The organism is Pseudoclavibacter helvolus, assembly GCF_014191305.1.
Taxonomy (GTDB): domain Bacteria; phylum Actinomycetota; class Actinomycetes; order Actinomycetales; family Microbacteriaceae; genus Pseudoclavibacter; species Pseudoclavibacter helvolus.
Map to the genome: position 1 here is coordinate 292,619 of NZ_JACHWJ010000003.1, position 12,804 is coordinate 305,422.

Consider the following 12,804-nt stretch of genomic DNA (forward strand, 5'->3'; position numbering starts at 1 on the left):
GCTGCCCCATGGTGAAACGTCAAGCCCCCAAGCCCCTCGAGCTGCTCGAGCTCATGCAGTTCAAGAAGCCCGACCTCAACGGCCGTCGCCGCCGCCTCAACTCGGCGCTCACGATCGAGGACCTGCGGCGCATCGCGAAGCGACGTACCCCGAAGGCGGCCTTCGACTACACCGACGGCGCCGCCGAGGGCGAGCTGTCGCTGCGCCGCGCGCGCACCGCGTTCAGAGACGTCGAGTTCAACCCGTCCGTGCTGCGCGACGTCGCGAACGTCGACACGTCGAGCACCGTGCTCGGCGGGCCGATGGCGATGCCGTTTGCGATCGCCCCGACCGGGTTCACGCGCCTCATGCAGACCGAGGGTGAGACTGCAGGCGCCGGTGCTGCCGCGGCCGCGGGCATCCCCTTCACCCTGTCGACGCTCGGCACGACGACCATTGAAGAGGTCGCGAAGGTCAACCCGAACGGCCGCAACTGGTTCCAGCTGTACGTCATGAAGGACCGCTCGATCTCCTACGGCCTCGTCGAGCGCGCCGCGAAGGCAGGCTTCGACACGCTGCACTTCACGGTCGACACCCCCGTCGCCGGCGCCCGCCTGCGCGACAAGCGCAACGGCTTCTCGATCCCGCCGCAGCTCACGGTCGGCACGATCATCAACGCCATCCCGCGCCCCTGGTGGTGGATCGACTTCCTTACGACCCCGAAGCTCGAGTTCGCGTCGCTCGCGACGACGGGCGGCACGGTCGGCGAGCTGCTCGACTCCGCCATGGACCCGACGATCAACTTCGAGGACCTCAAGGTCATCCGCGAGATGTGGCCGGGCAAGATCGTCATCAAGGGCGTGCAGAACCTCGAGGACTCCAAGACGTTTGCCGACCTCGGCGTCGACGGCATCGTCCTCTCGAACCACGGCGGGCGGCAGCTGGATCGGGCTCCGATCCCCTTCCACCTGCTCCCCGCCGTCGCACGCGAGGTCGGCAAGGACCTCGAGATCGGCGTCGACACCGGCATCATGAACGGTGCAGACATCGTCGCGTCGGTCGCGCTCGGCGCGAACTTCACGATGATCGGCCGCGCCTACCTGTACGGCCTCATGGCCGGCGGGCGTGAGGGCGTCGACCGCACCATCGCGATCCTCTCCGACGAGATCATCCGCACCATGAAGCTCCTCGGCGCGCACTCCCTCGAAGAGCTGAACCCGTCGCACGTCACGCAGTTGAAGCGCTACGTGTCGACGTCGTTCATCGAAGCGGCCCCCGACCGCGCGTAGTTCCGGCAGGCTCGTCCTGCTGCTATTGCGCGCCCACGAGGGCTGAGGCTGGTGAGGCCTCGCGCTGACCGGCGGATGCGCCCGTCGGTCGCGCAACGTTCACGCAGGAAAGTTGTGGCACTGTGCTGCTCCCGCTCCGGGGAACAGCACAGTGCCACAACTGCTTTGCGCTGTGCTGGCCGCCGGGCTGACCGCTGCGCTGGCTCGGTCCCAGCCGGTCAGTGATGGGTTTTCCCGACTGGTGATGGGTAAATTCCCACCACCAGTCGGCGAAACCCATCACGCTGGTCCGGCGGAACCCATCACCGGTTGGTGAGACCCATCAGTGTCGTAACTGTGTCGCGCGGCGCCAGGTGGAGGTTGCTTCGACACCTATGCCTGCGCGTCGAGCAGCGCGCTCACGACGGTGACGACGCCCTGCTCCTGGTTGGAGGGCGCGAGGTACTTGGCGATGTCCTTGACCTCGGGATGCGCGCCAGCCATGGCGTAGGAGCGCTCGGCTTCGGCGAACATCTCGACGTCGTTGAAGAAGTCGCCGAAGACCGCCGTCTGGGCGGCGGTCACGCCGAGGCGCTCCTGCAGCTGTCGCACCGCGAGGCCCTTGTTGGCCTCGGGCGGCATGATGTCCATCCAGTGGTGGCCGGAGACAACGACCCGGTGCGACTCGCGCAGCTCGTCGACCTCGGCGGCCGCACCCGTCTCGACCTCAGCGAAGTCGTAGACCGCGATCTTCACGTACTCGTCGTCGGTGTCCAGCACGTCGTCGACGATCGTGAGCGCCTCGTAGTAGTTGCGCGCCTCCGCGATGAAGACATCGTCGCCGCGCTCGATGTACGCCGACTTCTTGCCGCACAGCACGACCCCGAGGTCGTGGCCGGCCTCGATGAGGCCGCGCAGCAGCGCGATGGCCCGCTCGATGAACGCGGCGTCGAGCGTCAGCGAGCTGACCTCCTTGCCGTCGCGCACCACGAACGTGCCGTTCTCGGCGATGAACGACATGCCGTCGGAGTCGCGCTCGAAGAGCTTCGCGAGCGTCGCGTACTGGCGCCCGCTCGCCGGGGTGAACTCGACGCCAGCCGCGCGCATCCGCTGCAGCAGCCCCCAGAACTCGTCGGGAACCGTGTGGTCGTCGAGCAGCAGCGTGCCGTCCATGTCGGCGACCACGAGCCGCACGTCATTCCCCTCGAGGGAGGCCTCGTAGTGGCGGTCGGCGGTCTCGAGAACGGTGTCTGCCATGCAGCCAGCCTACGAGAGCTTCCGAAGCGCCGAGCCCTTGTGCGCAGCCCTCGCCCCAGACTTCTCAGACTCGATGAGGTACGACGGCTCGTCGGCGGACGCCGTGAACTTCTGCCCGTCGAACTGGAAGTCCTTCGTCTTCTTCTCGACGATCTTGCCCTGCGTGCGGCCCTGCGATGTGTTCCAGCTCACGCGGTCGCCCATGCTGAGGTCTGTGCTCACGGCGTGTCCTCGCTCTCTTCAGCTGCGGCGGTCTTCGCGATGCCCGACGGGCGGCGGTAGGCGATGATCGTGAAGACCAGGCCGAGGGCGAACCAGACGATCCAGATGCTGCCGTCGTTCCCGAGGTCGATGAGGGCGACGACGTAGAAGGCGACGGCGACCCACATGTAGGTGTTCAGCATCAGCTTCTTCATGAGCAGAGCATGCCCGCTGGTCCTGAACACGACGTGGAGGCGCGACGCAGATGCCGGACCTCCACGCGCTACTGCTCCGCCGCCTACTCTTCTTCGTCGAGCGGATGCGCGATGGTCGGGATCGGGGCCGTCAGCGGCCGCCCGTCCCGCTGCAGCTTCCGCTTCTGCAACTGCCACAGAACGGTGAGAATGAGGAACCACACCGGCGCGGCGAGGAACGGCAGTCGGGTGTCGTCGCCATAGAGCAGTGTGCCGGCGATGAAGACGAAGAACGCCAGCACGAGCCACGGGGCGACGCGGGCCAGCGGCAGCTTGAACTTCGACGCGCGGTGCTTCTCGGGGTAGCGCCGCAGGTACACGATGTAGCTCACGACGATGGAGCCCCACGTGAAGAGGATGAGGGTCGCGCACATCGACGAGACGAACGTGAACGCCGCGATGACCTCGTCGCCCGCGAAGAGCAGCGGGATGGCGGAGAACAGGAAGACGCACGTGAAGAAGACGGCCTTCGTCGGCACGCCCCTTGAGCTCGTCATCGCAAACGCCTTGGGGGCGTGCCCGTCCTTCGAGAGCCCGAAGAGCATCCGTGTGCCCGAGTACAGGCCCGAGTTGGCGCTCGAGGCGGCCGAGCTGAGCACCACCAGCTGGATCGCGAACGCGGCGAGGCCGAAGCCGGCGATCGCGAGCGTCGACACGAAGGGGCTCTTGCCCGGCTCGATCTTGTCCCACGGAGTGACGCTCATGATGACGATGAGGGCCCCGAGGTAGAAGATGAGGATGCGCGCGACGATCGAGTTGATGGCCTTCGGCAGGGTCTTCCGCGGGTTCTCGGTCTCGGCCGCGGCGGTGCCGACAAGCTCGACCCCGATGAACGAGAAGATACCCATTTGGAAGCCGAGCACAAACCCACTGGCACCCATGGGGAACATCCCGCCGTGCTCCCAGAGGTTCGAGAGCGTGGCGGTGTCGCCGTCCGGGCTCTGGAAGCGCGTGAGGATGAGCACGATGCCGACGGCGATGAGGCCGAGGATCGCGACGATCTTGATGATCGCGAACCAGAACTCGGTCTCGCCGAACCACTTCACGGGCTGCAGGTTCAACACCGTCAGCACGACAACGGCGACGAGGGCGGGCAGCCAGCTCGGGATGTCTGCGTTGAACCACTGCACGTAGGCCGTGATGGCGACAATGTCGGCGACGCACGCGATGACCCACGAGAACCAGTAGTTCCAGGAGACGAAGAACCCGGCCCAGGGGCCGAGCATGTGCTTCGCGATGTCGCCGAAGGTCTTGTAGTGCAGGTTCGAGAGGAGGAGCTCGCCGAGGGCTCGCATGATGAAGAAGACGAAGAACCCGATCACCATGTAGACGAAGATGATCGACGGGCCCGAGACGCTGATGAGCTTGCCGGAGCCGAGGAAAAGTCCCGTTCCGATGGCGCCGCCGATGGCGATGAGCTGCAGGTGGCGGTTCTTGAGGCCCCGCTGCATCTCGCCTTGCGGCGGCTTCGTGGTGGTTGTCGTGGACATGACACTCCCTTGTGTTGATGTCTTGGCGATGAGGTCTGAATGGATGTTGCTGGCCGGGTCGAGGGTCAGGCGACGACGCGGAACGTGCTGAGTTCCGGGTCGTTGGCGCCGCGGACGTAGCCGGACGGGGCCGAGCTCATGTGCCTGAGGAAGTCGACGGCCTCCTGGCTGAGTACCTCGCCCGGCAGCACGTTGGGTACGCCTGGCGGGTACGCGGCGAGGGAGTCGGCCGAGATTCGGCCCACCGCCTCCGTGTACGGCACCGTCTCGACGGGACTAAAGAATGCTTTCGAGAGACCCATGGCCCGCTCGCAGCTCGCGGGCAGCGAGACCGGGCGAACCGGCTCGACTTCGGCTTCCGGCAGCGCCTGCAGTGCGCCCCAGAGGCGGTCGACGTCGACGTGCGCGGTCGCGCCCACGAGCGCGAGGAGCGCGGACGGGGTCGCGAGCTCGCAGTAGACCCGGTGGTCGCGCAGCAGCTGGTAGTGCGCATCCGTGCCAGTGATCCCCGCGCCGCGCGTGTCGATGGCGATCTTGAACGGGTCGTTCGCGATGGCGTCGGGGCTCGCGAGAATGTCCGGCGTCGCGTCGCGATAGCGGCGGTCGTCGTGCACGAGTCCGCGGATGCGCTTGGCAGATGAGAGGGCCGCCTCGATCGCGTCCGGCCGGGTCACGAGGTGGCGCCGCGCCTCGTCGAGAGACGCGAGCAGCAGCGCGCTGCAGCTCGTCGACTGGTAGGAGCGGACGACCCGGTCGACCAACGACTCGAGTCGCTGCGCGTGCGGCCCGTGCCCGAGCTGGAGCATCGCCGACTGCGTGAGTGAGCCCGCGCCCTTGTGGGTACTCGAGATGACGAGGTCGGCGCCGAGGCGTACCGCGTTCGTGGGCAGCTCCGGGTGCATCCCGAAGTGCGAGCCCCAAGCCTCGTCGACGATGAGCGGCACGCCGTGCCCGTGGGCGACCGCGGCGATGGCGGCTACGTCGGCGACCGCGCCGAAGTAGCTCGGCGTGACGATGTACACGGCGGCGGACCGTGGATGCTCGGCGAGGGTCGCGGCGACCTGCGCCGCGGTCACGCCGTGCGCGGCCCCGAGCCCGGAGTCGACGGCCCCGTGCACGAAGTTGGGCGTCAGGCTGGTGTGGGTGATGCCGTCGATGACGCTCGAGTGCACGCTGCGCTGCACCGCGAACTCGGTGCCGAGACCGCGGACAACCGTGGTCGCGACGTGGTTGCCGCCGGATGCGCCGTTGGTGGTGAACCAGACGCGGCTCGCGCCCCACGCGTCGGCCGCGAGGCCCTGCGCCCGCATGAGCGGGGTGACGCGGCCTGGTGTCGTGAGGCGCCACGTCTCCTGGTCGACGCCGCTGAAGAGCATGGGGAAGTCGAAGGTGAGCGCGTCGGCGCCGACGAGGCTCGCGACACCTGGCGCGTTCTCGGCCTTCGCGTGGTGAGCCGGCACGTGCATCCGCTGCCAGTCGTGGGTGGCGAGGGAGCGGAGCGCGTCGGCGTATGGGGTCTCGAACTGCTCGCTCGGGATGTGCCGCTCGGTCGGTGCGGCGGTGCTGGTGTCCTGAGCGGCGCTGCTCGGGGAGGGTGCGTGGAGGATGGACATGGGTTCAGGCTAGGAACGAACTGGCGACGGCGATATAGCAGGATCCTGCTCCCAGTGACACACGGTCTATGTGTGATGAACCGGCAGCAGTTCCGTGTGCTCCTCGCCGTCCGGGAGCACGGGAGCCTGACGGGCGCCGCGAAGGCGCTGCAGTACGGGGTGCCGACGGTGACGCACCACCTGCGCAACCTCGAGTCACACCTCGGCGCCCGCCTCGTCGACCGCGGGCGGCGTGGGACATCCCTGACCCCGCTCGGGGAGTCATTCGCCGCCGATATCGCACAGGTGGTTGCGCGCATCGACCGGGCGGAGCAGGTCGTCGCCGACCAGCGTGACGCCGGAGTTGTCACCCTTCGCGTCGGCACGTTCGCGTCGATGGGCTCGCGCCTCCTGCCCGCCGCGATCGCTGCCCTCCAGAAACGGACGTCGGTGCGCGTCGAGGTCGTCGAGGGGGAGCCGACGGAGGTCGTGCGGATGCTGAGGAGCGGAGAGGTGCACGCGGGACTCATCTACGACGTGTCCGTCGAGCCTGCGTTCGACGCGCCCGACCTCGTACTTCAGCGGCTGCTCACTGAGCCGTACGGCGTCATGGTGGCTCGCGACAGCGAGTGGGCCGCCCGCGAGAGCATAGACTTCGCCGAGCTGCGCGAGGTGCCGTGGGTCTTCAGTCGTAGCAACGACGAGGCGTCCGATCGGGTGCTGCGCCGCGTCGGGCAGTCACTCGGCTACACCGTGCGCGAACTCATGCGCACCGACGACCTCTACATGATCCACGGGCTTGTCGCTGAGGGGCTCGGCTTCGCCCTCTCGACGAACGCGGCCATCGACCCCGACTTCGACGTCGTCCTGCGGCCCGCCGTGCAGGACCTGGGGGAGCGGCACGTCTCCTACGTCACGCGCAGGTGCGCGGCGCCACCGGCCGCGGGCTGGCTCGCGGAGATCCTGCTCAGCGGCCGAGCGCCTGCAGCGGCTCGTCCGTGAGCCGGAACGTGTCCCATTCGTCCATCGGATACGCGCCGAGGCTCTTGTAGAACCCGATCGAGGGTTCGTTCCACTTGAGCACCGACCACTCGAGGCGGCGGTAGCCCTTCGCGACGCACTCCTCCGCGAGCGACGTGAGCAGCGCCGTGCCGAGGCCCCCGCCGCGCGCATCCTCCCGCACATACAAGTCCTCGAGCCAGATGCCGTGCTCGCCCTCCCACGTCGAGTAGCTCAGGAACCAGAGCGCCATGCCATCGAGTCGCGGGGCAGCGGCATCGGTTCCGCCCGCGTCGCCGCTGGTGGAGCTGTTCGGCGCCTCCGCGACGGTCGCGAACACGGCCGGGTGCTCGCCGAAGAAGCTGCGGTGCAGTTGCTCTTCGGTCGTCTTCACGGCGTCCGGTTCGCGCTCGTACACGGCGAGGCCGTGGATCAGATCGAGGATCTGCGGAACGTCGGCGGGAGATGCGGGGCGGATGATCGGCTCAGTCACGGCACGAAGGTAGCACCGCGACCGGGCTTCAGACCCAGCGGACCCAGTTCGCGCCAGCGCCCGTCTCGACCTGCTGCAGCTCCGTCAGGTGGTCGCCGCGGACCTCGTAGAGCGACACCTGGGTCGCGCCCTCGCCTGCGGCCACCAGGAATCGGCCGTCGGGGCTGAGGCCGAAGCCACGCGGGTGCTGCTGCGTGACGGTGAACGACGCGGCGTCCTCGAGGGAACCGTCGCTGTTCACCGTGAGCGGCGCGAGCGTGCTTGTCGTGCGCTCCGACGTCCACAGGAACTGCTCGTCCGCGCCCCAGTGCACATCCGCTCCCCAGATCGAGCGCGGCTCGAGGGGGTTTCCGCCGAGGACGCCCCGCTGGAGGCCCTGCAACGCATCCGCGTAGCTGGCCGAGTCGACAAACGACAGCGTGCCGTTGCTCGCATCGCGCTCGAAGCGCAGCACCTCGCCGCTGAATTCGGTGATCACGTAGGCGAAGGTCTCCGCGCCGTTCAGCACGATGTGGCGCGGGCCGCTGCCGGCCGGAGCGACCGCGCCTACGGGGTCGAGCGCCTCGAGTTCGAGGTCGTCGGTGATGGCGTACTGCCCGACGACGTCGTCGCCGAGCGAGACGAAGTACGCGAAGCGGCCGTCGCTGCTCGGGGCGACCGAGTGCAGGTGACGGTGCTCGACGATCGTCGTCGCCTCGCCGACCTCGCCGTCGTTGATCGGCGCGATGAGGCCGTAGCTCGCGGAGTAGGCAGCGCCGAGCAGTGCGCCGCCGTCACGCGTCAGGGCGACATAGTTCAGGCCGCCGCGAGGAGTATCGCGGCGCGAGATGGACCTCAGCTCGCCCGACGCGCGGTCGAGGCGCAGCGTGACGATCGCGGCAGGGCGGCCCTTGACCGCGGCGTAGACGAGGTCGCGGCTGGCGTCGACGACGAAGTTCGAGCATCCCTGCAGGTCTGTTGCAACGGACAGGCGCTCGAGGGTCGCGCCGTCGAAGCGGAAGACGGAGATGGAGCCTTCGCCGGCGTTCGCGACGAGTACAAGCTGGGTGGTCATTCGGTTTCCTCCTGCGTTGCGGTTGAGGTTGCGGCCCTGGCGGTCGTGACGACGGAGAGCACGTCGGCGCTGTGATCGAGGCGGCGGTCGCGCTCCGCCGTGTCGTGCTCGCGGATGATGCGCTCGAACTCCAGGAACTCCTCCACCATGCGGTGCGGGTACTTCGTGAGATCGACGTGCTCTGCGTCGCCGCCGTTGGCTGCGTGGGTCACCGAGGCCATGACGTTCGGTGAGCCGTCGACGACGATCCAGCCGTCCTCGCCCTGGATCTTGCTGCGGATGGGCCCTGCGGAATCCTTCGCGCAGACACACACTGCGGTGGTGTCGCCGTAGTCGAGGACAAGCACTCCGGAGGTGTCCACGCCGCGCTGCACGTTCGCCGTGTAGGTGACCTTCAGTGGTCGGCCGAGCAGGCCGACGACGAAGTGGATGGCGTAGATGCCGAGGTCCATAAGCGCGCCGCCACCCTGGGCAGGGTCGAAGGCGGGCAGCACGGTGCCCTCGCGGAAGGCGTTGTACCGCGAGGAGTACTGGGAGTAGTCGGACTGGATGAGCTTGACCTTGCCGACGCGATCGAGGTTCTCCTTGATCCAGCGGTAGTTCGCAAGGTACTGCGTCGTGATGGCTTCGATGAGGATCAGGTCACGCGCCGTGGCGAGCGCGCGCAGCTCCTCGAGCTCAGACTCCTCGAGCACAAACGGCTTCTCGCAGATGACGTGTTTGCCCGCCTCGAGCGCCTGGCGTGAGACCTCGAAGTGCAGAGAGTTGGGCAGCGCGACCCAGACCGTGTCGATGGATGCGTCCGCGAGGCACTCGTCGAGGTCGGTGTAGACGCGCTCGATCCCGAACTGTTCCTGGAGCGTCTCCAGGTGCTCGCGCCTGCGTCCCTGGATGGCGGCGAGCTCGAGCCCCGGCACCTCGGTGGCGTGCGGCAGGAATTCGGCAACGATCTGCCCCGCGCCGATCACGGCGAGCCTCATCGGGCCGTCCTCATGATCGGGGCGGCGATTGCGAGCTTGGGGGAGGTCGAGAAATGCACGCTTTCGATCCTATTCGGGGTCCGCCCACGCAAAGTCTCAGCCTGCACGGCCGCCTGCGCTAGCACCGCAGCCTGCAAGCGCGCGCGATTTTGCCAAGGCAACGCCCAGGTCCGGGCCGCGTCGTGCATGAGAGGGCGGAGGGCAGTTCTCCCCGTCACGCGCCGAGACGCCAACGCACCCGATGGCCCCAAATCGCGGGGCTACGCTCGCCCACACCCCGGACCAGCCGGGCCTGTCGAAGGAGTCCCCATGCGTCGAATCGCCTCAAGCATCACCGCAGCGCTCTTCGCCGTCGGTATCGCCGTCTCAGCGCCTGCGATCGCCAATGCAGGCACCGAGCAGATGTACTGGACCGGCGGCTCGCTCGCCGACTGCCAGGCCGTGCAGCGCACCTACATCAGCTCGTGGACCAAGATAACCGAGTCATGCCACCGCAACGGCAATGGCTACTCGTTCACCTGGACGTCGATCTGACAGATCATGCAACGCTGAGGGTGACCGCCCGCTTCTCGGGGTCCGCGGCTTCGACGCGCACTCGCACCGCGGATCCCAGCTCGAGGGCCGAGGCGTCACCGACGAGCCTGGCCCGCACGGCCGGGTCTCGCAGCAGCACCGTAGCCTTCGCCTGCCCGCCGTCGGCGCCGCCGGTTGGTGACGACTCGACGACGATCCCGTCCAGCTCCTCGCCGAGCAGCGGCTCGAGCAGCACGGCCTCGAGCAGGTCGACCGTCTCCCGCTCGTACGCGTTCGCGCGCCGAGACCCGTCGGCCATCTCGCCGGGGAGCGCGTCCAGCGCATCCACCACCCAGGCCGGAGCGGGCTCACCGGCGCAGAAGGCGAGCGCGATCTCGGTGCCGTACCGGTCGACGAGGCGTCGCAGGGGAGCGGTGACGTGCGCGTACTCGGCCGCAATGGCGCTGTGGGATGCGTCGCTTGGCACTTCGGGGTTGGCTGGTGTTCCGAAGGCGACGTAGCCGGCACCGCGGAACAGGCGGGTCGCCTCGGTCGCGAACGCCGCGTGCTCGGGCTGCGACGAGTCGATGGTTCTGACGAACTCCGCGTACGACTTGCCGGGCGACCACTCGAAGCCGAGCGTGATCGCGACGCGGCGTAGCCGGTCGACGTCCTCGTCGCGAGCCGGATCGAGCGTGCGCCAGATCCCCACGCCGGCGCGGCGCTGCAACCGGGCCGCCGCAATGCCGGTGAGCAGCGACAGCTGCGCGTTGAACTCCTCGCACGCGAGCGCCTTGCGCAGCACGAGCGTGTAGCGTGCGCCGTCATTGCTGCGTTCGATCTCCTGATCAGGCACCTCGAGGGTCGCACCGCCACGAGCGAACTGGGCATCGATGCGCAGCTGGCCCACCTCGGCCAGGAGCTGCAGGAGCTCGCCCGCGGTCCCTTCGTCGAGCTGCCGCTGCACGGCGGGGTAGTCGAGCTGCGCGCGCGAGCGAACGATCGATCGACGTACGTCGATGTCGCCGACAAGCTCACCCGAGCCGTCGAGGCGCATCCGCCACACGATGGCAGGCCGGTCGACGTCTGGGAGCAGGCTCGCGGCACCCTCACTGAGTACGGCCGGATGCAGTCCGTAGCGACCGTCGGGCCCGTACACGGTGAGCGCGCGACGGTGCGTCTCGGCGTCCAGCGCGCCGCCAGGCTCGACGAATGCCGCCACGTCGGCGATCGCATAGAAAACCTCGTAGGCGGCGACGTCATCGATGCCTGATCCGACCGCATCGTCGACCCGACGCAGGAAGAAGGCCTGGTCGAGGTCGCGGGAGCCGACCGGGTCGAGCGTCACGAAAGGCAGCTCGCGCAGGTCTTGTCGGCCGGGCCCTGCCTCAAACGACCGCGACGCCGCGGCCTCCGCCTCGGCAAGCGCATCTGCGGGGTAGTCGACAGGGATCTCGAGCTCGGTGCGGAGCCGCTCCAGGTAGGGGCCGAGCACCGCGGCGGCTGCGCCTGCCTGCACTGCGCGCGTGCTCATTGGGTGCTCAACTCCTGAGCGGGGACTCGGCTGCTCGACTGCATAGCGTCAACGTAGCTGGTGCCACTGACATCCGAGCCGAGCGTGCCTCTCGCGGTGCGTTCAGCTCTCGAATTCGCCCGATGACCGGGCTACCCTCGGTGCAAGCACGAGGAGCGCCGCATGGATACACAACTCGAGACGTGGCTGCTGGACTCCGACCCTGCGCTGCGATGGCAGGTTGAGCGGGACCTGCTTGGTGCGCCCGAGGAGCAGTGGAAGGCTACGCGCTCACGCATGGCGACCGAGGGGTTCGGGGCCAAGCTCCTCTCGCATCAGGACCCAGACGGGACCTGGGCCGGCGGCGCGTTCTTCCCCGAGGGCTGGGGATGGGAGAACAACGATCCTCAGCCGTGGACCACCACAACCTGGGTGCTCAAGGACCTCCGCGAGTGGGGGATGGACGCGCGGATGCTCGAAGGCACGGCCGAGAAGCTCGAGAAGGTCACGTGGGAGTACGACGACCTGCCCTACTGGCACGGCGAAGTCGACTGCTGCATCAACTCCTGGACCCTGTCGAACGGGCTCTGGCTCGGTGCGGGCGTCGATGGCATCGTGACCTGGTTCCTCGACCACCAGCAGGGCGACGGCGGCTGGAACTGCGAGTGGGTGGAGGGCTCCGCGAAGTCCTCATTCCACTCGACCCTTAACTCGCTCATCGGCCTGCTCGACTACCAGCTCGCCACCGGCGACGCGGGGCGCGTGCGCGCATCCCGCCGACGCGGCGAGGAGTACCTGCTCGAGCGCTCGCTGTTCCGCAGGCTGTCGACGGGGGAGCCGTTCTACGAGCAGGCCACGAGCCTCGTCTACCCGCGCCGCGCCTGGTACTCCGTGCTCGGAGCGGCTGACTACTTCCGCGCAGCCGCGCTCGCGGACGGCACGAGGCCGGACACGAGGATGGCGGAGGCGGTCGAGATCATCCGTTCCCAGCGCCAGCCGGACGGCACCTGGCTGCAGGGGCATCGGCTACTCGGCGATGTCTGGGCGCACGTCGACGCCCCGAAGGGTGAGCCGTCGAAGTGGGTCACGTTGCAGGCGCTTCGCATCCTCGACTGGTGGGACAGTCCCGACCGGCGGGATGCGGCGGCGACGCTCTGAGCGGACACGGATGCGATCCATGCGTTCTCCATAGATCGGTAGGTCACGATGTG

The 12,804-nt window shown here is 68.2% G+C and carries 13 protein-coding genes; 4 read left to right on the forward strand and 9 right to left on the reverse strand.

From position 1 onward, the window contains the following. Positions 1–8 precede the first annotated feature (8 nt). Entirely contained in the window at positions 9–1,268 is a 1,260-nt protein-coding gene (locus tag FHX72_RS11055) for an alpha-hydroxy acid oxidase (RefSeq protein ID WP_183625066.1), read from the forward strand. A gap of 372 nt (positions 1,269–1,640) precedes the next feature. Here FHX72_RS11055 and FHX72_RS11060 read toward each other — a convergent pair whose 3' ends face one another. The 5 genes from FHX72_RS11060 to FHX72_RS11080 form a co-directional block, all read right to left on the reverse strand. Continuing rightward, on the reverse strand, positions 1,641–2,504 hold the full coding sequence (locus FHX72_RS11060) for a Cof-type HAD-IIB family hydrolase (protein WP_183625068.1): 864 nt from the start codon (positions 2,502–2,504) through the stop codon (positions 1,641–1,643). Positions 2,505–2,513: 9 nt separating this feature from the next. Next, the gene (locus tag FHX72_RS11065) at positions 2,514–2,708 is read right to left on the reverse strand and encodes a hypervirulence associated TUDOR domain-containing protein (RefSeq protein WP_183625424.1); all 195 of its coding nucleotides are present in this window, start codon (positions 2,706–2,708) and stop codon (positions 2,514–2,516) included. Between the two features lie 14 nt (positions 2,709–2,722). Continuing rightward, a complete protein-coding gene (locus FHX72_RS11070; protein WP_156479813.1) occupies positions 2,723–2,920 on the reverse strand; it encodes a hypothetical protein in 198 nt (65 codons plus the stop codon). An 83-nt stretch (positions 2,921–3,003) separates the two neighbouring features. Continuing rightward, positions 3,004–4,449: an amino acid permease gene (locus tag FHX72_RS11075; protein ID WP_183625070.1), complete on the reverse strand. Its 1,446-nt coding sequence runs from the start codon at positions 4,447–4,449 to the stop codon at positions 3,004–3,006. A gap of 65 nt (positions 4,450–4,514) precedes the next feature. After that, positions 4,515–6,062: an aminotransferase class I/II-fold pyridoxal phosphate-dependent enzyme gene (locus FHX72_RS11080; RefSeq protein WP_183625072.1), complete on the reverse strand. Its 1,548-nt coding sequence runs from the start codon at positions 6,060–6,062 to the stop codon at positions 4,515–4,517. Between the two features lie 75 nt (positions 6,063–6,137). On the opposite strand from FHX72_RS11080, the gene FHX72_RS11085 reads away from it, so the two are divergent. Continuing rightward, positions 6,138–7,043: a LysR family transcriptional regulator gene (locus tag FHX72_RS11085; RefSeq protein WP_068495313.1), complete on the forward strand. Its 906-nt coding sequence runs from the start codon at positions 6,138–6,140 to the stop codon at positions 7,041–7,043. Here FHX72_RS11085 and FHX72_RS11090 read toward each other — a convergent pair. The 3 genes from FHX72_RS11090 to FHX72_RS11100 are packed head-to-tail and all read right to left on the reverse strand — an operon-like array spanning position 7,009 to position 9,567. Further along, positions 7,009–7,533, reverse strand: coding sequence for a GNAT family N-acetyltransferase (locus FHX72_RS11090; RefSeq protein WP_183625074.1), 525 nt, complete (start codon positions 7,531–7,533; stop codon positions 7,009–7,011). The genes FHX72_RS11085 and FHX72_RS11090 overlap by 35 nt on opposite strands. A gap of 28 nt (positions 7,534–7,561) precedes the next feature. After that, entirely contained in the window at positions 7,562–8,587 is a 1,026-nt protein-coding gene (locus FHX72_RS11095) for a lactonase family protein (RefSeq protein WP_068477979.1), read from the reverse strand. Further along, a complete protein-coding gene (locus FHX72_RS11100; protein WP_183625076.1) occupies positions 8,584–9,567 on the reverse strand; it encodes a Gfo/Idh/MocA family protein in 984 nt (327 codons plus the stop codon). The genes FHX72_RS11095 and FHX72_RS11100 overlap by 4 nt, the downstream gene beginning before the upstream one ends. Before the next feature lie 309 nt (positions 9,568–9,876). Here FHX72_RS11100 and FHX72_RS11105 point away from each other — a divergent pair, with 309 nt between their 5' ends. Beyond that, positions 9,877–10,101, forward strand: coding sequence for a hypothetical protein (locus tag FHX72_RS11105; protein WP_068477982.1), 225 nt, complete (start codon positions 9,877–9,879; stop codon positions 10,099–10,101). 4 nt (positions 10,102–10,105) lie between these two features. On the opposite strand, the gene FHX72_RS11110 is transcribed toward FHX72_RS11105, so the two are convergent. Continuing rightward, the gene (locus FHX72_RS11110; protein ID WP_183625078.1) at positions 10,106–11,614 is read right to left on the reverse strand and encodes an RNB domain-containing ribonuclease; all 1,509 of its coding nucleotides are present in this window, start codon (positions 11,612–11,614) and stop codon (positions 10,106–10,108) included. Positions 11,615–11,776: 162 nt separating this feature from the next. Between FHX72_RS11110 and FHX72_RS11115 the strand changes: the two genes are divergently transcribed. Continuing rightward, the gene (locus tag FHX72_RS11115; protein WP_183625080.1) at positions 11,777–12,751 is read left to right on the forward strand and encodes a prenyltransferase/squalene oxidase repeat-containing protein; all 975 of its coding nucleotides are present in this window, start codon (positions 11,777–11,779) and stop codon (positions 12,749–12,751) included. Positions 12,752–12,804: the final 53 nt, after the last annotated feature.